Annotated in this window: 15 protein-coding genes and 1 pseudogene; 5 read left to right on the forward strand and 11 right to left on the reverse strand. The window is 74.2% G+C overall.

The window, feature by feature from the left end; genetic code table 11:
• Positions 1 to 705: 705 nt before the first annotated feature.
• A pseudogene (gene pelF / locus STRAU_RS28415) lies at positions 706 to 2229 on the reverse strand (GT4 family glycosyltransferase PelF); the annotation flags it as partial.
• Positions 2230 to 2381: 152 nt separating this feature from the next.
• Here pelF and STRAU_RS42535 point away from each other — a divergent pair.
• Entirely contained in the window at positions 2382 to 2525 is a 144-nt protein-coding gene (locus STRAU_RS42535) for a hypothetical protein (RefSeq protein ID WP_162473229.1), read from the forward strand.
• 223 nt (positions 2526 to 2748) lie between these two features.
• Here the strand turns inward: STRAU_RS42535 and STRAU_RS28420 are convergent, their stop codons facing one another.
• The 3 genes from STRAU_RS28420 to STRAU_RS28430 all read right to left on the reverse strand — a co-directional run bounded on the left by STRAU_RS28420 (position 2749) and on the right by STRAU_RS28430 (position 8087).
• Positions 2749 to 4899: a hypothetical protein gene (locus STRAU_RS28420; RefSeq protein WP_016643860.1), complete on the reverse strand. Its 2151-nt coding sequence runs from the start codon at positions 4897 to 4899 to the stop codon at positions 2749 to 2751.
• 648 nt (positions 4900 to 5547) lie between these two features.
• Positions 5548 to 6933 (reverse strand): FAD-dependent oxidoreductase, encoded by a 1386-nt coding sequence (locus STRAU_RS28425; RefSeq protein WP_016643861.1) that lies wholly within the window; start codon positions 6931 to 6933, stop codon positions 5548 to 5550.
• 107 nt (positions 6934 to 7040) lie between these two features.
• Positions 7041 to 8087 (reverse strand): DUF4349 domain-containing protein, encoded by a 1047-nt coding sequence (locus STRAU_RS28430; RefSeq protein ID WP_016643862.1) that lies wholly within the window; start codon positions 8085 to 8087, stop codon positions 7041 to 7043.
• Positions 8088 to 8336: 249 nt separating this feature from the next.
• Between STRAU_RS28430 and hemG the strand changes: the two genes are divergently transcribed.
• The 3 genes from hemG (at position 8337) to STRAU_RS28445 (ending at position 11202) form a co-directional block, all read left to right on the forward strand.
• Positions 8337 to 9959 (forward strand): protoporphyrinogen oxidase, encoded by a 1623-nt coding sequence (gene hemG, locus STRAU_RS28435; RefSeq protein ID WP_016643863.1) that lies wholly within the window; start codon positions 8337 to 8339, stop codon positions 9957 to 9959.
• Between the two features lie 4 nt (positions 9960 to 9963).
• On the forward strand, positions 9964 to 10683 hold the full coding sequence (hemQ, locus tag STRAU_RS28440) for a hydrogen peroxide-dependent heme synthase (protein WP_016643864.1): 720 nt from the start codon (positions 9964 to 9966) through the stop codon (positions 10681 to 10683).
• Positions 10684 to 10827: 144 nt separating this feature from the next.
• A complete protein-coding gene (locus STRAU_RS28445; RefSeq protein WP_016643865.1) occupies positions 10828 to 11202 on the forward strand; it encodes an RNHCP domain-containing protein in 375 nt (124 codons plus the stop codon).
• Between the two features lie 60 nt (positions 11203 to 11262).
• Here the strand turns inward: STRAU_RS28445 and STRAU_RS28450 are convergent, their stop codons facing one another.
• From STRAU_RS28450 to STRAU_RS28470, 5 genes are all read right to left on the reverse strand, one after another.
• On the reverse strand, positions 11263 to 12879 hold the full coding sequence (locus STRAU_RS28450) for an alpha/beta hydrolase (RefSeq protein ID WP_016643866.1): 1617 nt from the start codon (positions 12877 to 12879) through the stop codon (positions 11263 to 11265).
• Between the two features lie 139 nt (positions 12880 to 13018).
• Entirely contained in the window at positions 13019 to 13804 is a 786-nt protein-coding gene (locus STRAU_RS28455) for a TIGR04222 domain-containing membrane protein (protein ID WP_016643867.1), read from the reverse strand.
• A gap of 44 nt (positions 13805 to 13848) precedes the next feature.
• Positions 13849 to 14601: a DUF4142 domain-containing protein gene (locus STRAU_RS28460; RefSeq protein ID WP_037662494.1), complete on the reverse strand. Its 753-nt coding sequence runs from the start codon at positions 14599 to 14601 to the stop codon at positions 13849 to 13851.
• Positions 14602 to 14714: 113 nt separating this feature from the next.
• Entirely contained in the window at positions 14715 to 16109 is a 1395-nt protein-coding gene (locus STRAU_RS28465) for an MbnB/TglH/ChrH family RiPP precursor modification enzyme (protein ID WP_016643869.1), read from the reverse strand.
• A gap of 138 nt (positions 16110 to 16247) precedes the next feature.
• Positions 16248 to 17015 (reverse strand): DUF4142 domain-containing protein, encoded by a 768-nt coding sequence (locus tag STRAU_RS28470; protein ID WP_016643870.1) that lies wholly within the window; start codon positions 17013 to 17015, stop codon positions 16248 to 16250.
• A 338-nt stretch (positions 17016 to 17353) separates the two neighbouring features.
• Between STRAU_RS28470 and STRAU_RS28475 the strand changes: the two genes are divergently transcribed.
• Positions 17354 to 17797, forward strand: coding sequence for a DUF5959 family protein (locus tag STRAU_RS28475; RefSeq protein ID WP_016643871.1), 444 nt, complete (start codon positions 17354 to 17356; stop codon positions 17795 to 17797).
• 49 nt (positions 17798 to 17846) lie between these two features.
• Here STRAU_RS28475 and STRAU_RS28480 read toward each other — a convergent pair whose 3' ends face one another.
• Together STRAU_RS28480 and STRAU_RS28485 are read right to left on the reverse strand one after the other, a co-directional pair.
• On the reverse strand, positions 17847 to 18584 hold the full coding sequence (locus STRAU_RS28480) for a peptidyl-tRNA hydrolase (RefSeq protein WP_037662508.1): 738 nt from the start codon (positions 18582 to 18584) through the stop codon (positions 17847 to 17849).
• Positions 18585 to 18721: 137 nt separating this feature from the next.
• Positions 18722 to 19447, reverse strand: coding sequence for a dienelactone hydrolase family protein (locus tag STRAU_RS28485; protein WP_037662497.1), 726 nt, complete (start codon positions 19445 to 19447; stop codon positions 18722 to 18724).
• Positions 19448 to 19596: the final 149 nt, after the last annotated feature.

Genomic DNA, 19596 nt, shown 5'->3' on the forward strand with positions numbered 1-19596 from the left:
CCGGGGCTCGTCCTCCACCGGGTCGGGCTTCGCCCAGGACGGGCGGCGCCTGGGGTGCGGGGCGGTCCCGCCGGGCCGCCGGGTGGCGAGGCGCAGGCTGAGGGTGTCCTCGCCGGAGGGGCGGGGCGGCAGCGGGATCGGGCCGCTCATGGGGACACCTCGCTTCTGGGGGCGGTCATGGGGCGGTTGGCGGGGGCGGGGGTGCGGCGGCCTCGCCGGGAGGCGGGCGCGGGCCCGGTCATCCGGCTGCCTCGCTCTCCGCGGGAGCGGGCAGGGGAGCGGAGGCCAGGTCCGGGAAGCGGTGCGCGGCGCGGATCCGGGGGTGCGTGCCGCCCTGGGGGCGGGGCAGGGGCTGCGGGGGCCGGGTGGCGTCGTGGGCGTGAGCCGTGTGCTGGACGGAGGCGGGCCGGGGGACTTGGGCCTGGGCGGCCGACGGCTGCGGGCGGGACTCCGTTGCGGCCGGTGTGGGAGCGGCCTGCGTCGGGGCCTGTGCAGAGGCGTGGAGCACGGCGTGGGCGGGGGAAGGGGCCGACGCCTGGGCCTCCACGCGGCCGTGGGGCCACACTTGGGCCGTCGCCGTCGCCGTCGCCGTCGCCGTCGCCGTCGCGTCGCCGTCGCCGTCGCCGTCGCCGTCGCCGTCGCCGTCGCTCTCGCCGACGTCGGCACTGCTGCCGTCGCCGTCATGGAAGCCGTCGCAGCCGCGGCCGCTCCTGCCGTCCTTCCTGCCGCCGCCGGTGCCACTGCCGGTGCCCCCGCCGGAGTGCGGCCCGTGGCGAGCTCCGTGTAGATGTCCCGGAAGGCGTCCACCGTCTGGCGCAGGGTGAACTGGTCGATCACCCGGAGCCGGGCTGCCTCGCCCATCGCCGCGCGGCGGACCGGGTCCTGAAGGAGCTCGACGGCCGCCGCCGCCATGGCCTCCGGGGAGCGCGGCGGCACCACGAGCCCGGTCGGCCCCACCGCCTCGCGTACGCCGCCGACATCCGTGGAGACCGTGGCCCGCCCGCACGACATCGCCTCGATCAGCGTGAACGGGAAGCCCTCGCTGATGCTGGACAGCATCACGACGCTGCCCGCCGCGTAGGCGTCCTTGATGTGCTCGACGCGGCCCTCGAAGACCACGCTCTCGCCGTGGCCGAGCGAGGCGGCCAGGGCCTCGCACCGCTCCCGGTACGCCTCACCCCCGCGCGGCGTACCGCCGAACAGCCGCAGCCGCGCGTCCGGGACCCGTTCCTTCACCAGGGCGAAGGAACGTATCAGCGTCTCCAGGTCCTTGATCGGGTCGACGCGCCCCGCCCAACTGAGCGTCGGCGCCCCGGGTTCGGGGCCCGCGGGCGGGAACGCCTCGGGGTCCACGCCGTTGTAGACGGTGCGGATCAGCGCCGGGTCGGCGCCGCCGCGCTCCTCCCAGAGCCGGTTGTAGCGGTTGCCCGGAGTGATGAGAGCGGCGCGGCGGTACGACTCCTCGGCGAGCAGCCGGAAGAAGCCGAGCAGCACGGCCTTCACGGGCCAGCGGTACGGGCCCGTGCGGTATCCGAGGTAGCGCTCGCGCAGATACACGCCGTGTTCCGTCAACAGCAGCGGAACACCGTGCAGTTGACGCGCCACCAGGCCGGGCAGCGCCGCGATGCCGCCGCTGACCGCGTGGGCCACGCCCTCCTCGGGCGGGCGGACCGCGAGGGGGCGCAGGGCGTGTTCGAGGAGCATCGTCGCGGTGACCGCGTCGTGCAGGGTCGGGCGGGCCCCGGCGACGGGCAGGTGCGGGGCGTTCCAGACGGAGGCGAGCACGCCCACCGCGTGATCGGTGCGCAGCGCGGGCGCGAGAACGCCGTCCCGGGCGTACCGGGCGAGTTCGTAGAGGGCGGGGGCGAAGCCGCTCTCGGCGGCCGGGTCGAGCAGGGCGGTGAGGAACTCCTCGTAGATGCCGAGGAGTTGGCGCCGCGTGCGGCCTCGCGGAGCGCGTCCGGCCGGGGCCGGGCCCCACATGGGCAGACAGACCGGCTCGGTCACGTGCGGCGGCAGTTCCCAGACGAGGGGTTCGCGACCGGTGCCGGTGACCGCGATGACGTCGAAGGTGAGGTCGGGCATGCCGCGGACGAGCTGGTCGCACCAGACGCTGACCCCGCCGTGGCTGTGCGGGTAGGTGCCTTCGGTGAGCAGGGTGACCCGGACGGTGGGGGACGTGCCGGGCGGCGCGCCGGGTAAGGGCACGGATGCGGGCGGGTTGGGCATGGGTGGCTCCCGAGCGAGGTACGTGACAGAGCGGACCGGCGGTGGAGGCGCCCGCGTGTCCGCGGGTCGGCCGCGGCCTCGGCGGATCTCCGTGAGGCCGGGCGGCGGACCGGGTGGCGGGGTGCGTCCGTGGCCGGGATGAGGATGGCTTGGTGCTGGTGCTGGTGCTGGTGCTGGTGCTGGTGCTGGTGCTGGTGCTGGTGCTGGCGTGGCTTGGGTGCGGGTGTTGGCGTGGCTCGGGTGCGGGCGGCCGGGTGGGGCCGGGCGGTCCCGTCGGCCGGTCCTCCGAGGGCTGAGGAGGGCCAGGGGTGACACGCGTCGACCTGCGGCGGATCGGCTGCCCGGCGGGCGTGGCGACGGCCGTGCCCGCCCCTTCCGGGGCAGACGGAACGACTGTCCCCACCCGCCCCCCGACGGGTGGGAGTCCGGCCTTCGCCCCTCACCCGGAGGCGGGCGGGCGGGAGACATCCGCCGCGAAGCAGCGGCGCCGAAAGCGGCAGCCGAGACCGAGAGCCGCGGCTACCGGGCGGCGGGGGGTGCCCCAGCGGCGTCGGGCCCGGGCGGCACATACCGCGCGGCCCCCGCCGGCACAGGCAGCCGCTTCGCCGAAGGCCCGGTGGCGGGAGCCCGCCCCGGACTGCCCGTCGAGAGCGCCGCGGGCAGATCCAGCGTGACCCGGTCCTGCAGCGTCCCCGGCGACACCCAGCCGGAGGCTCTGCCCGCGTAGGCGGAGCCGAACTCCTCACTTCCGACGAGGAGTTGCTGCCGTGTCCCGCTGGGCATCGTCGCGGTCGCGGCGATCCCGGACGGCGCCTGCACGGTGACCTTGTCGCCGACGCGGTAGGCGGTGACCCGTCCCGCGTCGAGTGCCGCGGCCCAGGCCGCGCGGGAGCGCAGCTCCGCGCCCATGTCGGCCATGCGCAGGTTCACCAGCGGCGCGGACGGCGCGAACAGCCCTTCGTACGCGTCCAGTACGCGGTCGAGCACCGGGTACGCGATGCGGTCCTCCGCCAGGTTGGACTGGTGGAGGAAGTGCGGCCGGGGGTCACCGGAGAGGGCGTGCCCGAGGGCGATCGCCGACTCGGCCGGCACGATGCGGTCGGTGTAGCCGGTGGCCGGGTCGAGCGGCTGGTCGAGGCACGTCATCAGCGGGGACGTCTCGCAGATTCCGCTGCCGCCGTCGGACTCACGGGTGTAGATCCAGTTGTACTCGTCGACCAGCTCGCTCGCGCGCCCCACGTTGTAGAAGATGTTCATGGGGTGGCGCGGCGTGGTGAGGGCGGGCCCGACCTGCCGCTGCGCGGGATCGCGGGAGTTGTCCGAGGCGAGCCAGCGCACGCCGTTGTCCTGGAGCGCCCCGCCGAGGTTCGGGTTGTCCTCGGGCTGCTGCGGCAGGACACGCAGGCCGGAGTGCTCGCCGGTCACCAACTCGCCGTTGTTCAAGGGGAGTCCGGCCCGCTGACCCCACTGGCGGTTGCCGGAGACCTGCCCGGAGATCTCGGCGCGCGGCACGTAGCGCGTGCTGCCGTCCGCGTTCTTCGCGCACTTCCACGGCACGGCGGACACGTCCTGGACGCAGCCGAGGAACGTGTGGTCGAAGGTGTGGTTCACCCAGCGGTACGCGGCCTTGTCGGCGATGAGCCTGTCGGCCAGCGGGTCGGCGCCGCCGTTCTGCTTGCGGAACAGCTCGCTGCCGCCGCCGTTGTAGACCATGTCGAGCGTGAGGCCGCGGTTCCGGGACCACTCCTTGGCGTACTCCGCGTCCGCCGTGCCCATCCGGATCTCGTCCCGGGTGCCCTTGCCGGGCCCGCAGTCCCCGCTGCCCGGCGTGCAGTTGAGCTCGGAGTCCCAGCGGCCGTTGGAACCGAACACGTCGTCCACGTGCACCGCGAAATGATTGCGCGACGCGCCGAGGCGCACGCCCTGCGTCATCCAGTCGACGATGCCGCGGGCGAGCAGCTTGAACTGCTGCTGGTGCTGGTTGTAGACGAAGGTCACGACCAGTTCGCGCCGCCCGTCGTGGCGGTACTCGCCCACGAGGGAGCCGCGCTCCTGGCCGCCGGGCACCGGCGCGTCCACGTACGAAGTGAAGTCGGCGCCGGGCGCGGGCTCGGCGAGGTAGCCGTAACTCTCGTCGACGGTGCGCGAGTTGTCCTCGAAGGGCACGGCGTCGTCGAGATAGCCGAACGGCCCGGCCTTGCCCGCCCCGGTGACCTGGGCCCGGGCACCGTCCAGTGAGCCGCTGAACTTCGGTGTTCCCAGGCCCACTTGGGGGCGGGTGTAGGTGTACGCGTCCACCTGCGGTACGGCGTAGGCGCGTTCGTACGCGGCGAGCGCGGCCATCTCGGACGAGCCCGCCCCGAACGGGTTGTCGTTGGGCAGCACGACGGCCTGGAACTTGGCTCGCGGCCGGCCGGACACGGTGTCCGCGAGGAAGGCCGCGTCGATGGTCGGGCGGCTGCCCGACCGCAGGTCGACGGTGGTGAACGGCGTCCCCTGGGCCTTCAGTTCGGCGGCGAGCGCCCCGGTGGCGGGGCCGCCGTCGGTCACCACCAGGACGCGTAAGTCGATGCGGGGCTGCTCCGCCGCCGCGGCCGGCGGGCCGGGCAGGCTGAGCGCGATGAGCAGAGCGCCGGCGCCGAGTGCCGTCGCTCGTGCGGTGCGATTCATTCTGGTTGTGGTCCCCTCCACGGACGGGTCGCGGCGGTGTCGCCACCGCCATACCCGCCCCCCAACGGCACGGCCACCTGTCGCAGTGTGTGTCCGTGCCGCTCTGACGCGTCACATAGTGCGTCCCTCCTGTGGGGCCTGTGCCGATTCCGTGAAAAGTGGCGGAAAAGAACTGGCAACCACAGGGAGATGTGTCAAGAGGCTTGTGGGGGTGATGGGGAGCGCTACGGCGCCGCCGCCCGCCCCGCGGAAGCGAGGGCGTGCCCGCTCAATGGGGTTCCGGTTGCCTCGCCGTCGTAGTGCGTGGCGTATGCACGGGTGGGGCGTGCGCCCGGCGCGTTCGGCTTTCGCCAGTGGACCGGACCAATGGAGGGAATCAGCCACGCCCCAGGACTTGCCGTACGCCCCACCGGAATGCCGGAAAGCGCGTTCTGACCTGCGCGGCAGAGGGGTTCCGGCGGGGCCGGGTGCAGTGGAGATCAGGCCCCGTCGGCCGTGGCGCCCGCCCCTGGGCCCCAGCGGGGCGGCTGTCCCGTTCGGGTGGGACGGCTCCCGCTGATCGCGCTGCGCGCTCGTCCTCAAACTCCCCCAAGCTCTTAATGAGCAGGGGGACCCCCTCGACGGGCTGATGGCGCCCCGGCGAGAGTCTCAGGCCCCGCCCGCCCGCACCGCCGTCACCGCCTTGCGGGCCGCCACCAGGACCGGGTCCCAGACGGGGGAGAACGGCGGGGCGTAGCCGAGGTCCAGGGCCGTCATCTGCTCGACCGTCATGCGTGCCGTCAGCGCGACCGCCGCGACGTCGACCCGCTTGCCCGCGCCCTCGCGGCCCACGATCTGGGTGCCGAGCAGCCGGCCCGTGCGGCGCTCGGCGAGCATCTTCACCGTCATCAGGGCCGCCCCGGGGTAGTACCCGGCGCGGCTGGTCGACTCGATGGTCACCGCCACGTACTGCAGCCCCGCCGCCCGCGCGTCCTTCTCGCGCAGGCCCGTGCGCGCGATCTCCAGATCGCAGACCTTGCTCACCGCGGTGCCGACGACGCCCGGGAACGTCGCGTACCCGCCGCCCACGTTCGAGCCGATGACCTGCCCGTGCTTATTGGCGTGGGTGCCGAGCGCGATGTGCCGGTGGCGGCCGGAGACCAGGTCGAGGACCTCCACGCAGTCGCCGCCCGCCCAGATCGCCCCGTCCGCGACCGGCCCGCGCACCCGCATCCCGAGGTCGGTGAGCAGCCCGCCGTGCTCCCCGACCGGCAGCCCCGCGTCGCGGGCGAGAGCCGTCTCGGGACGTACGCCGATCCCGAGAACCACCACGTCGGCCGGGAACTCGCGGTCGTCGGTGGCCACGGCACGGGCCCGGCCGTCCTCGCCGGTGAGGATCTTGGTGACCTCGGCGTCGTTCACCATCGTGATGCCCATGCCGGTCATCGCCTCGTGCACGAGGCGGCCCATGTCCGGGTCGAGCGTGGACATGGGCTCCTGGGCGCGGTTGACGACCGTGACCTCGTAGCCGCGGTGCAGCAGCGCCTCCGCCATCTCCACGCCGATGTAGCCCGCGCCGATGACGACCGCGCGGCGGCCCTTCGTCTTCGTGAGCGTGTCGAGCAGCGCCTGGCCGTCGTCCAGGGTCTGCACGCCGTGCACGCCCGGCGCGTCGATGCCCGGCAGGTCCGGGCGCAGCGGCCGGGCACCGGTGGCGATCACGAGTTTGTCGTACGCGGTCCACTCCTCGGCGCCCGAGGCGAGGTCCCGCGAGCGCACCCGCCGCTCCCGCGCGTCGATCTCGACGACTTCGGTTCGCATCCGCACATCGATGGCGCGTTCCCGGTGTGCCTCGGGGCTCCGCGCGATCAGGTCGTCCCGCTCCTCGACGTCGCCGCCCACCCAGTACGGGATGCCGCACGCCGAGAAGGAGGTGAAGTGGCCGCGCTCGAAGGCGACGATCTCCAGTTCCCCGGGCTTCTTCAGCCTGCGCGCCTGCGACGCCGCCGACATCCCGGCCGCGTCCCCTCCGATGACCACCAGTCGTTCGCTCATGCGGACACGCTACGGGGCGGGGGCAGTTCGGGCCTGTCCGACGGGGTCCCGGGTCCCGGTGCCGCCCCCGGCACGGCACCGGGACCCGGTCCTGCCACCGCCCCGGCTCACGAGCCGTCCGGCTCCCGCGGGGTGCCCGGCTCCTTCGGGGTGGGCGGCGTCTTCGGGGTGGGCGGCGTCTTCGGGGTGGGCGGAACGACGGCGGTCGTACCGCTCGCGGGCGCCGCCCCGGCCCCGGCCACCGCCACCGTCCGCCGGGCCGCCCGCGGCCGTACCACCCGCAGCCACACGAGCACCAGCAGCGCCGCGATCGCCGCGAATGGCAGGACCGCCGCCAGCGCCACCGCCACCCACCGCAGCATCGTCACGAACGCGTCCCAGCCGCCGGACAGCGCGTCCGCGAACGTCGGGTCGTCGTCACCGCCGTCGCCCGCCGGGCGCTGCGGCGACTCGGTGAGCGTGAGCGTGATGGTGGCCATCGTCGTCCGGTCCTTCAGCGAGGTCTGCTGCGCGAGCAGCGACTCCAGGTCCGACTGACGGCTGCTCAACTCGCCCTCCAGCGACACGATGTCGCTGATCTTCGTGGCCTTGTCCATCAGCGCCCGTACCCGCGCCACGCTCGCCCGCTGCGTCTTGATCCGGCTCTCTACGTCCACCACCTGCTCGGTGACGTCCTCGGCCTTGGCGGTGCGGCTGATGAGCCTGCCGGTGCCCGCGAGGTCGGAGAGCACCTGCCCGTAGCGGTCCTGCGGGACGCGCAGGACGACGCGGGAGCGGTCGTGGCCGCGCCGGTCGCGGTCGGTGGACTCGTCGCCGATCAGGCCGCCCGCGCCCTCGGCCGTCGTGCGTGCCTGCTCCAGAGCCTTCGGTACGTCCTTGACGCGCACCGTCAGCGACGCGGTGCGGATGATGTGGGTGTCCGTCGGCCGTGACGGCCCGACCGGCTTGCGGGACTTGCCGTTCGCGCGGCCCTTGCCGTCGGCCCGGGAGCCGCCCCCGGCCTTGTCGGCCTGCCCGCCGCCGTCGGTGAGTTCGGCGTCGTCGCGCCCCGCCTCCGGTCCGGCCGCCGCCTCCTTCCCGGCACCGGACCCGCCGTCGTTGTCGTCGCCGCCCGCGCCGCACCCGGCGAGCGCGAGCGCCACCGTGAGGAGCACGGCCGCGAGCGCGGTGACCGGTGTGCGCCGCCGGGCCCGTCCGCGCCGTGCGCTCGTACCCCCTGGCCCTGACGTGCTTGACGCGTGCATCGGCGTACCCCCGAGAGTCGTGGTGAGTGTGCTCCTACGACGCCGGAACCGGCCCTGGTGTTCGGTGCCGGTGGTTCCGATGCGGTCCCGGCACGGTCACGGAGGGGACTCGTCCGGACGGCGTTCGGGGCTTTGATCTGGGTCTGAGACAGTGGGGATATGCGCGCAGCGGACACACGTACGGGTACGGATTCGGGCGGCCTCGGGCACGTCGTCGTCATCGGCGGGGGCATCGCGGGGCTGGCCGCCGCGCACCGACTGCTCGGCGCCGGAGCGCGGGTCACTGTCCTGGAGTCCTCCGACCGGCTCGGCGGGAAGCTGCACGCCGGTGAGATCGCCGGGGTGCGCGTCGACCTCGGCGCCGAGTCGATGCTGGCCCGCAGGCCGGAGGCGGTCGCCCTTGCCCGTGAGGTGGGGCTCGCCGAGCGGCTGCAGCCGCCCGCCACCGCGAGCGCCGCGATCTGGACCCGGGGGGCGTTGCGCGCCATGCCCAAGGGGCACGTCATGGGTGTGCCCGGGGACGCGTCCGCCCTCGCCGGGGTCCTCTCCGAGGAGGGGCTTCGGCGCGTCGAGCTCGACCGGGAGCTGCCGCCCATCGAGGTCGGTGACGACGTCGCCGTCGGGGAGTACGTCGCCGCCCGGCTCGGCCGGGAGGTGGTCGACCGCATGGTGGAACCGCTGCTCGGCGGGGTGTACGCGGGGGACGCGTACCGCATCTCCATGCGGTCGGCGGTGCCGCAGCTCTTTGAGGTCGCGCGGTCGTACGGGTCCCTCACGGAGGGGGTGCGGGCGCTGCAGGCGCGGGCCTCGCAGAATGTGGCCGCCGGGCCCGTCTTCATGGGCATCGAGGGCGGGGTCGGCCAACTGCCGTTGGCGGTGGCCGAGTCGGTACGCGCCCGGGGCGGCGTGATTCTTACGGGGGCGCCTGTTGCCGAACTGCGGCGGTACCTTCCTGACGCCGATGTAACGGTCCCGTCGGACGGGGGCTGTGCCCACCCTTCCCCAAGCTCTCGGCTTCGCTCGAGCAGGGGAGGCCCCACTCGCCCTGCGGGACGACTGCCCACAGCGGTAGCGGGAGCGGCGCCGTCGCCCCGAGCCCCGCGCTGGCGCGTCGTGACCGAAGGGCAGGTCCTCGACGCCGATGCCGTCGTCGTCGCCCTGCCCGCCGCGCCCGCGGCCCGGCTCCTCGCAGAGGAAGCCCCAGGTGCCGCCGCCGAGCTGCGTACCGTCGAGTACGCCTCCATGGCGCTGATCACGCTCGCCTACCGCCGGGCCGACGTGGGGGCGCTGCCCGACGGGAGTGGGTTTCTCGTGCCGCCCGTGGACGGGCGGACCATCAAGGCGTCCACGTTCGCGAGCCAGAAGTGGGGGTGGATCGCGGACCAGGACCCGGAGCTGTTCGTGCTGCGCGCCTCCGTGGGGCGGTACGGCGACGAGAAGGACCTCGGCCGCCCGGACGACGAGCTGGCCGGCATCGCGCGGCGGGACCTGCGCGCGGCCACCGGCCTGGACGCCGCCCCGGTCGCCTCGGCCGTCACCCGCTGGGACGGGGGCCTGCCCCAGTACCCCGTCGGCCACCACGCGCGCGTGGCCCGCGTCCGCGAGCACGTGGCGCGGGTGCCGGGCCTGGCGGTCTGCGGGGCGGCGTACGACGGAGTGGGCATCCCGGCCTGTGTCGCCAGCGCGTGCGCGGCCGTCGACCAGCTCACCGGGGACCTGACCCGGGTGCGCGAGCTCACCGCCCACCCGGTGCAGAGCCTCCACGGCGGCGCGGGAGAATAGCCACATGAGTGACGACGCTTCCGCCAAGATCCCGAACGCCGGCAAGAAGGCCAAGGACCTCAACGAGGTCATCCGCTACACGCTGTGGTCCGTCTTCAAGCTGCGCGACGTCCTGCCCGAGGACCGCGCCGGGTACGCGGACGAGGTCCAGGAGCTGTTCGACAAGCTCGCCGCCCGGGACATCACCGTCCGCGGCACCTACAACGTGTCCGGCCTGCGCGCCGACGCCGACCTCATGATCTGGTGGCACGCCGAGACCGCCGACGAGCTGCAGGAGGCGTACAACCTCTTCCGCCGCACGAAGCTCGGCCGCGCCCTGGAGCCGGTCTGGTCGAACATGGCGCTGCACCGCCCCGCCGAGTTCAACAAGTCGCACATCCCGGCCTTCCTCGCCGACGAGACGCCCCGCAACTACGTCTCGGTGTACCCCTTCGTGCGCTCCTACGACTGGTACCTGCTGCCCGACGAGGACCGCCGCCGCATGCTCGCCGACCACGGCAAGATGGCCCGCGGCTACCCCGACGTGCGCGCCAACACGGTCGCCTCGTTCTCCCTCGGCGACTACGAATGGCTGCTCGCCTTCGAGGCGGACGAGCTCTACCGCATCGTCGACCTGATGCGGCACCTGCGCGCCTCCGAGGCCCGCATGCACGTCCGCGAAGAGGTCCCGTTCTACACCGGCCGCCGCAAGTCCGTGGCGGACCTGGTGGCCGATCTGGCCTGAGGTTTATTCGGTTGCCGCGCCCGTCCGGAAGGGGTTCCATCGAGAGGTCGAACCCCTAGACGGAAAGCCGGTGGTGTATGCCCAGGGCCCTGCGGAATCTCGCGAGTTCATCCCATTCCGCATCGCTCAGGAGTCCTCTCTCCCATGTCACGCAACACCTCCCGGCGGGCGCGCACTGAAGCCCGCGCCCAGTCCTTCCGCTGCCTCCAGTGCGGCCTCGACGTACCGATGACCGCACCCGGCACCGACCACCGCAACCACTGCCCCAACTGCCTGTGGAGCCGTCACCTCGACGACACCCCGGGCGACCGGGCGGCGGACTGCGGCGCCCGGATGGAACCCCTCGCCATATTCGTACGCGGCGACGGCGAGTGGGTCCTCGTCCACCGCTGCACCCATTGCGACGTCCTGCACGCGAATCGCTCCGCGGGTGACGACAATGCGCTGCCGCTGACGCGGCTAGCGGTTCGGCCGCTGGCGCAGCCGCCCTTTCCGCTGGAGAGGCTCGGCACGCTCTGAGTCGCCTGCGGGTCCGTTGTGGCTGGTCGCGCAGTTCCCCGCGCCCCTTACGGGGCGCTCTCAGCGCACCTTGGGAAGATCCGCCACCCGCGCCCCCGACAGCGGTTCCGGCTCCCGGTGCGGCGCGCACGCCGCGCGTCGCACCGGGAGCCTGCCCTTCAGGAGATACGCGTCCAGGTGGCCGTTGACGCAGGCGTTCGGCCCGCCGCCGATGCCGTGCGTGCCCGCGGCCTCCTCCGTCACCAGGACCGACCCGGCGAGCCTGCTGTGCAGCTCCAGGGCGCCCTCGTACGGCGTCGCCGCGTCCCGCTCGGCGGCCAGGATCAGGGTCGGCGGCAGGGCGCCCCGGGAGGTGCGCACGTCCACGGGGCGCTGCCGCGGCGCGGGCCAGTACGCGCACGGCAGGTTCATCCAGGCGTTGTCCCAGGTCTCGAACGGCGCGACACGCGCGAGCCGGGAGTTGTCGCGGTCCCAGGTGCGGAAGTCCGTGGGCCAGGGGGCGTCGTTGCACTGGACGGCGGTGTAGACGGCGTTGCCGTTCTCCTCCTCGGCGGCCGCCATCGGCTGCGGCGCGGCCTGCTCGACCAGGGGCCTCGGGTTGCCCTTCAGATACTGCGACAGGGCCGTCGCGCGCATCGGCCAGTAGTCGTCGTAGTACGCCGCCTTCAGGAACGCCGACTGCAGCTGCGTCGTGCCGACCTTGCCGCCCGCCGGCCGGTGGGTGAGCTGCGCGCGGACCGTCTCGTACGAACGCTGCACGGCCGCGGGCGTCGCGCCCAGGCCGTACGTCTTGTGGTGCTTGGCGACCCAGGCGCGGAAGTCCGCCCAGCGCCGCTCGAACGCGAAGGACTGGTCGAGGTTGTTGGCGTACCAGATCCGGTCCGGCGCCGGGTTGACCGCCGAGTCGAAGACCATGCGGCGTACGTGGGAGGGGAACAGCGTCGCGTACACGGCACCGAAGTAGGTGCCGTACGAGGCACCCATGAACGTCAGCTTCCGCTCGCCGAGCGCCGCGCGCAGCACGTCCAGGTCACGGGCGTTGTTGAGGGTGGTGTAGTGGCGCAGGTCCGCCCCGGCGTGCCGGGCGCAGCCGCGCGCGTACGCCTGGGCCCGCGCGACACGCTCCGCCTTGTACGAGGCGTCGGGCCGGCTCGGCGAGTGTGTGGGCGCCTTGGTGAACTGCTCCGGGTCCTGGCAGGTGAGCGGCGCGGAGCGGCCGACGCCGCGCGGGGCGTAGCCGACGAGGTCGTACGCCGCCGCGACGCGCCGCCACTCCGGCATCGGGCCGACCATCGGGAAGTACATGCCGGACGCCCCGGGACCGCCCGGGTTGAACACCAGCGCGCCCTGCCGCGCCACCTTCTTGCCGCCCGCCTCCCGCGTGGCCCCGACGCGGCTGACGGTGAGCCGGATCTGCTTGCCGTCCGGGCGGGCGTAGTCGAGCGGGACGGTGACCGTGCCGCACCTCACGGCCGGCGGCAGGTTCTCCGTCTCGGGGCAGGCGGCGAAGCGGATGCCGGCGATCTGGGCGCGCTGGGCGGCGAGGGCCGTGCCGAGGGTTTCGGGGGTGGGGGCGGTGCCCGCCGCGGGCGCGACGGCGAGGGCGGTCAGGACTAGGGATCCGACGGTTCCGACGGCTCCGTACCGGGCGGCGGCTGCTGAGGCTCTGGGTCTCATCGCTGTTCTGGGTCCCTTTCGCGTGCGCACGGCTCAGGCCAAGCGGTTCCGGCGATGTGCGTAAATCACACAAATCGCGATGAAAGGGATACTCAGTTCGAAGATCGGCAAAGTAAAGGACCGGCCCGCCGGTGTCGGATCAATGACCCCGTTGGCGCGCCTCGCGGTAGCCGTCGAGGTTCGGGTCCCGGTGCGAGAGCGCGGCGCGCAGCGCCGGGTCGTCCAGGGCGCGGAGTCCGCGTACGGCCACCGAGGTCAGGTCGTCGCGGGACGGCAGCGCGCCGAGCAGCCGCTGCCCCGCCGGGGACGCCCAGCGCGTCGCCGGAACCTCGAACCGGGCGATGCCCAGACAGCTCACGGTGAGGAAGAACGGCAGCGCGAACCACACCGCGACCGGCAACTCCCCCTCGCCGCCGCTTCCCTGCCCCGGAAGCAGCGTCGCGCACACCCCCAGCGCCGCCACCGCGACGGCGGCCGCCCGCACCTGCCGGGCCGCGCCCGCGATCCCCGACCAGGCCCCGTCCGGCACGGCGAGCCCCGCCGCGACCAGGCGGTCCGCCAGCGCCCGCACACAGTCCGCGGCCGCCGTGGCCCGGCGCACCGGCGCTATCCGTGACTGCCCGGCGGGCCCGATCGCCCCCAGCACCGAACGCTCCACGTCGTCCCCGGCGACGGGGTCCACCACGGTCGCCCAGCCGGTGTGCGCGAGCAGCAGCCGCCGCCCGCGTGCCATCGACAGCAGCGCCACGTCCGCGACCCGCCCCGGCCCGCCGGACAGGAACGCGGCTTCGTAGAGCGTCAGTTGCCGCGCCGCGTGCTGCCCCCGTGCCTCACCGGCCGCGGCCTGCATGGCGGCCAGACACAGCCGGCCGCAGGACAGCGCGGCGAGAGCACAGGCGAGCATGAGCAGCGGTACCCAGAACATGCCGGATTTCTATGTGAAGGCGGTGTGACCGCGCTACGGGATTCTCACGATGTGGACGGGGGCCGGGAGACGGCCGGCGGCAGGGAGAACGTGGGCATGGGGGACGCCCCGGACGCCGGGGGCGCGGTCGGCGGCGCGTCCTGGGGGCCGGGCGGGGCGGGGGAGCGGGCCGGGGGCGGCGGGGTGGCGGCGTCGCGGGCCAGGCCGTCGAAGTCGACCAGGCCCGTGGCCTCCAGGACCTGGATGTGGTCGAGGACCGTGGTGTTCGCGTCGTCGGCGAGGGACCGTACGAGCGAGTTGCGGGTGGTGGCGCGGACCTCGGCGACGAGCGAGAAGACCTTGCCGTGGGCGCGCCGCAGGATGTTCGCGAACTTCTCGTCGTACGCCGCGCCGCGCGCCGCGCTCAGCTCGTCCAGCCAGCGGCGCTGCTGGGCGCTCGGCTGGCTGGGCAGCTCCAGGCGCAGCGCGGCGGCGACCTCGCGCACCCGCGCGTCCAGGAAGGTGTGCCCCTCGACCAGGTGCTTGCCCGCCGTGTGCACGGCCCGCGAGGTGCCGCGCTCCCCGGCCTGCTGGCCCGCGGGCAGCTCCCACAGGCCCGCGAGGCGCACCTTGGTGATGAAGTCGCGGTCGAGCGCGGACAGCGGCCCGAACCGCGTCGACACGCTCTGCGCGGTGAGCGCGTCGAGGCCGGTGCCGGAGCGGTCCTCGTACGACCAGATCGGATAGATCAGCGCCGCCAGGGTGGCGAGGAGCCCCGTCAGTACGAGACCGCTGCCGCTGATGATTCGGGATCGCATCACGCCTCCTGTACCGCCACCGCACGCTAGTGCGCGGCACGGGGGAGACGGCGGGCTTATCGGGCGGAGTACGGCGGAGTACGTCGGCGTAGGTACGGAACCGGCGGGACCGGTTACGTCGCCGGGGCGGGGTCGGCGTCCACATCCGTGTGGCCGGGGGTCCGCCGCCGCGCCCTGCGCAGCGCGAGGCGGGCGGTCCGCGTCCGCAGCCAGCGCCTGAGGGGCCGGCCGTCGAGCGGTGCCGGGCCCGAGCGCTCCAGCCACCAGGCCGTCAGCTCGCCGCGCGCCTCGGGGTCCTCGGGGCGCCCCGCGAGCAGCAGGTGTTCGGCGAAGTCCAGCGCGTCCTTGCGGTAGCCGCCCGTCATGGGGCGGGTGCGGGCGTAGTCGAGGAACGCGGGGCGGTAGCCGTCGCCGATGATCCCCGGCAGCTCCGGGGCGACCTTCGCCACGACGTCGGCCCGCTTGGCGGCCAGCGCCCGGCTCTGCACCTTCAGCCGCGCGCCGTCGAAGCCCTCGGGCGCGGGGGTTCCGGCGACGAGGGCGGAGAGGAGGGCGGCCTGGGAGAGGGCCACGCGCTGGCGGGCCGCGGGGGCGAAGGGGGCACCGGAGGCATCGGTCGTCCTCTTGGTGGCGGTGGGCGTGCCGGTCGCTCGGGCCGACGCCACCGTCTCCCTGATCGCGTCCAACTCCCGCTCCAGCTCGCCCGCTTCGGGGAAGTTCTCGTCCCGCTCCAGGAGCACGCCCGGCGGCCGGGTGCGCGATGCGAGGTCGGCCAGGATGTCCAGGACGGGCGGCGGCACCGGGTGCGCGTGGCTGTCGTGCCAGACGCCGTCCCGCTCGAAGCCGCCCGCCACGTGGACGTACGCGATGGCCTCGACCGGCAGCTCGTCCAGGGCGCGGGCCGGGTCCTCGCCCCGGTTGACGTGGTTGGTGTGCAGATTGGCGACGTCGATGAGCAGCCGTACGCCGGTCCGCTCCACCAGCTCGTACAGGAACTGCCCCTCCGTCAGCTCCTCGCCCGGCCAGGAGATGAGCGCGGCGATGTTCTCGACGGCCAGCGGCACCGGCAGCGCGTCCTGCGCGATCCGGACGTTCTCGCACAGCACGGCGAGGGCGTCGCGGGTGCGCGGCACCGGAAGGAGGTGCCCGGCCTCAAGGAGCTGGGAGGCGGTGAGCGCGCCCCCGGCCCGTACGAAGGCGATGTGCTCGGTGACGAGCGGCGAGCCGAGCGCCTCGGCCCGCTCGGCAAGCGCGGTCAGCCGGGCCTCGTCCGGGCGGTCCGCGCCGCCGAGTCCGAGCGAGACGCCGTGCGGCACCACCGTCACGCCGCGCTCGCGCAGCCGCGTCAGCGAGTCCGGGAGGTGTCCCGGGCACACGTTCTCCGCGACGGCCTCGACCCAGTCGATGCCGGGCATGCGCTCCACGGCGTCCGCGATTTCCGGCCGCCAGCCGATCCCCGTGCCGAGCCGTGCCGCCGTTCCCCGTGCGTCGTTCCCCCGTGCAGTCATGTCCCGTCCCCCTGATCGCCGTCCGTGAGGCTCCTGCCGCCCGTGACGTCCTTGTCGCCGGCCCTCCCGCCTGTTCCACGTACCGGGAGTCATGACCGCGCGAGACCGGGGCGAACCTCCTGATCAGCGGGTTCAGAGCTACATTTGAGGTTCGGGCCGGTCCGTGTTGACGGCTCCGGGCGGCGCGGGGGAGGGCCGTGAGGTGCCCGAGACGTCGCCGGTGGGCCCTGCGGGATCGGGCTGCGAGGGCGCGCCGCCGCCGGGCGGCGGGGGGCCGGTGGGGCTCGCGGTCGCGCTCCCGGCGGCGTCGTTCGCGATGCCGTCGTAGTCGACGAAGCCGGTGCCTTCGAGCATGGTGATGTGGTCGAGGACGGTCTGGTTGGCGTCGGTCGCCAGTTGCCGTACGAGAGAGTTGCGGGTGGTGTGCCGCACCTGGGCGACGAGGCTGAAGACCTTGCCGTGCGCGACGCGCAGCAGATTCGCGAACTTGCGCTGGTACGTCTCGCCGGTCGCCTCCGTCAACTCCCGCAGCCAGCCCTGCTGCTGGTCGTTCGGCTGGTTCGGCAGCTCGACGCCGAGCTGCGAGGCGACGCCGCGCACCCGCTGGTCGAGGTCGGTGTGGCCGACGATGAGATGGTCGCCCGCGTCCTTGACGGCCTTGGTCGGCGCGCGCTCCACGGCCTGCTGGCCCGCGGGTATCTCCCACAGCCCGGCGAGCCGCACCTTCACCAGGAAGTCCCGGTCGGTGGCCGACAGCGGCCCCCAACGCGTGGACACGCTCCCGGCGTTGAGGTTGGCCTCGCCCGTGCCGGAGCGGTCGGCGTAGGACCACACCGGGAAGGCGAGGGCCCCGACGGTGACGACGAGGGCCGCGATGATCAGGGCCGTGCCGTTGACGCGCCCCATGTGCCTGATGCGCTGCAAAGTGCCTCCCGAGCCGCAACCCGGCCGTGGGCCGAGCCACTTGGTGGTACGGGAAGGTACGGGAGGGCCGGGGGTGATGTTCAGCGGCGTGAAGGTTCTGTGACCGGGGTCACGTGGCGTGGTGTGCGGGCCGTGCGCGCGGGCGGTCGCCCGGATCGTGCCCCCGGCCGGGAGCCGACCGCGGAACCCCGCCACTGTCAGTGGCGTCAACTAGGGTCCGAAGGACACGGAAGACGGAAGCAAGACGGAAGCAAGCACGCCGACGCGAGCCGTGCAGGGGCACGACCGCGCGCCGTGCACACGGGGAACTGGGAGGGGCCATGGCGTCCGATGAGCCGATCGACCTGATCCGCCTGGAGGGCGAGGACAACAGCGTGATCGTCCGGATCACCGGAAAGCGTCCCGCGCCGGGGCGCTCCGGCGCCGACGAACTGGTCGGCGAGATCCTCGTCGACACCGCCTTCGTGCGGGGATCCCTCGCCACGTCGGTGTCCCCGGAGGACCTCACCGAGTGGCGCGAGACCCTCGACGTCCTGGACGGCGGCGAGGACACCACCTGGCGCGAGGGCCGTCGGGCCCCGGAACTGTCCGTGGAACTCGACCCGGACGGCGAGCACGCCTACGTCACCGTCGCCGACCACGCCATGTCCCAGACCACCGTCACGGCGACGGTCCTGCTCACGGACGAGTGGTTCGACGAGGCGTACGACAGGCTGGACGCGACGCTGCGGACGTGGCCGATGGAAGGGGCGCTGCGGGGCTGAGGGCCCCGCGTGGGGCGGCACCGGCCGCCCTGCTCCCGCCTGGTGGCTCTCAGGCCCCCGGGGCCGGTCGCAGGGCCGGATGGTCCGCGACCACCGTGCAGGAGCCCGGGGCGATCTCCGTGAAACCCGCGTCCCTGACCAACGGCAGTCCGCCGGCGGTCAGTTCGGGCCAGCGGGACGCGGAGGCGGTGCGGACGGACAGGGGGAACCCGGCGTCGCGCCAGGCCGTGCGCTCCGGAACGGACAGGTCCCACCAGGCGAGTTGGGCGCCGTGGCCCGCCTGGGCCATCGCCTTGCCCGCCGACATGGTGATCTCCGGGTTCAGCCAGAGGACGGGCGTGCCCGGGTCCGGGTCCAGCGGGGGCTCCGGGTCGTCCAGGTCCGTGCCGGAGACCTGGAGGCGGGCCAGGTCCTTGGGCCAGCCGTCCAGGGGGACCGGCGGATAGACGCGGACCTCGGCCGACTTGCCCGTCACCGTGATGCCCGGCAGCGCCTCCGCGCGACGCCACTCCGCGCCCCGCGCCCTGCGCACCACCTTGCGGATGCGGGCGTCCTGCCAGTCCCGCATCGCCTGCGCCCACGGGCCGTCGCCGAGCGCCCGCTCGTCGCTCAGGATCGCCAGGACCGCGCGGGCCGCGGTCTCCAGCGCGTCCGTACGGGCCGGGGGCGCGGCGCGCTCGATCCGGGCCACGAGGGGGAGGACGAACTGCGGGGCCTCGTCGCGCCGGGTGCGGTCGGGGCGGAAGGGGTGCGGTTGCGGGGCGGTGCCCGGCTGCTCCCGCGGGATGTCCGCGGTGCTCTCCGGGCGGGGCTCGTTGCTGGTCACCCACCCAGTCTGCCAGGGGGGCGGGTGCGGGATCCCGGCGGTGGGCCGGTGCTCCACGGCAGCCCGGCAGGTGTGCCGAATCGTCGCTCCCGGCCGGATCACTCCGGCACGGGCAGGCACTCGGTGAGGAGGCCGACGACGTCGTGCCAGGCTCGCCGCGCGTGGAGCGGGTGGTGGCCGATGCCGGGGAGCACGGTCTGGTCGACTGGCGGGTGGTGGAAGGCGTGCAGGGCGCCGCCGTAGACGGTGAGGCGCCAGTCGACGCCCGCGGCCTGCATCTCGGCGGCGAACGCGTCCCGTTGCGCGGGCGGCATGATCGGGTCCTCCGACCCGACCCCGGCCCACACCGGGCAGCGAATGCGCGCCGCCTCGCCCGGCCGGCCCGTGGTCAGCGCGTTGACTGTCCCGATCGCGCGCAGGTCGACGCCGTCGCGCCCGAGTTCCAGCGCGATCGCGCCGCCGGTGCCGTAGCCGACGGCGGCGATGCGGTCGGGGTCGGTGCGCGGTTCGGCGCGCAGCACGTCGAGCGCCGCGTGGCCGATGTCCCGCATCCGGCCGGGGTCGGCGAGCAGCGGGGTCACGCGCGCCAGCATCTCCTGGGGGTCGGTGAACCAGCGCCCGCCGTGGATGTCGAAGGCCAGCGCCACGTACCCCAGTTCGGCGAGGGCGTCGGCCCGCCGGCGCTGGAAGTCGTTCAGGCCCGTCCCCTCGGGCCCGACCAGGACCGCGGGCCGGTGGCCGGCACCGGCGGGGAGCGCGAGGTGCCCGACCATCGTCAGGCCGTCGGCCGGGTACTCGACCGTGCGTGTGGTGATCGTCGTCATCGTCGTCATGAGACTGGACGGTAGTGATCGTCGGGCCCCGGTCGGACCGGGTTTAACTGTCGGCAGAACAGGACCTGCCGGGGCCCGTCGCGGGACGGAGGGTGCCGATGCCGCCGGGCGCGGCGGCCGGGGCGCCGGGCGGGCCCGGG

This window comes from Streptomyces aurantiacus JA 4570, from assembly GCF_000414115.1.
Taxonomy (GTDB): domain Bacteria; phylum Actinomycetota; class Actinomycetes; order Streptomycetales; family Streptomycetaceae; genus Streptomyces; species Streptomyces aurantiacus_A.

Bases quoted from the DNA above. Each gene is read 5' to 3' on its own strand.
- STRAU_RS28420 (WP_016643860.1), bottom strand. From the start codon at position 4,899: ATGAATCGCACCGCACGAGCGACGGCACTCGGCGCCGGCGCTCTGCTC.
- STRAU_RS28425 (WP_016643861.1), bottom strand. From the start codon at position 6,933: ATGAGCGAACGACTGGTGGTCATCGGAGGGGACGCGGCCGGGATGTCG.
- hemG (WP_016643863.1), top strand. From the start codon at position 8,337: ATGCGCGCAGCGGACACACGTACGGGTACGGATTCGGGCGGCCTCGGG.
- hemQ (WP_016643864.1), top strand. From the start codon at position 9,964: ATGAGTGACGACGCTTCCGCCAAGATCCCGAACGCCGGCAAGAAGGCC.
- STRAU_RS28445 (WP_016643865.1), top strand. From the start codon at position 10,828: ATGTCACGCAACACCTCCCGGCGGGCGCGCACTGAAGCCCGCGCCCAG.
- STRAU_RS28450 (WP_016643866.1), bottom strand. From the start codon at position 12,879: ATGAGACCCAGAGCCTCAGCAGCCGCCGCCCGGTACGGAGCCGTCGGA.
- STRAU_RS28455 (WP_016643867.1), bottom strand. From the start codon at position 13,804: ATGTTCTGGGTACCGCTGCTCATGCTCGCCTGTGCTCTCGCCGCGCTG.
- STRAU_RS28460 (WP_037662494.1), bottom strand. From the start codon at position 14,601: ATGCGATCCCGAATCATCAGCGGCAGCGGTCTCGTACTGACGGGGCTC.
- STRAU_RS28465 (WP_016643869.1), bottom strand. From the start codon at position 16,109: ATGACTGCACGGGGGAACGACGCACGGGGAACGGCGGCACGGCTCGGC.
- STRAU_RS28470 (WP_016643870.1), bottom strand. From the start codon at position 17,015: ATGGGGCGCGTCAACGGCACGGCCCTGATCATCGCGGCCCTCGTCGTC.
- STRAU_RS28475 (WP_016643871.1), top strand. From the start codon at position 17,354: ATGGCGTCCGATGAGCCGATCGACCTGATCCGCCTGGAGGGCGAGGAC.
- STRAU_RS28485 (WP_037662497.1), bottom strand. From the start codon at position 19,447: ATGACGACGATCACCACACGCACGGTCGAGTACCCGGCCGACGGCCTG.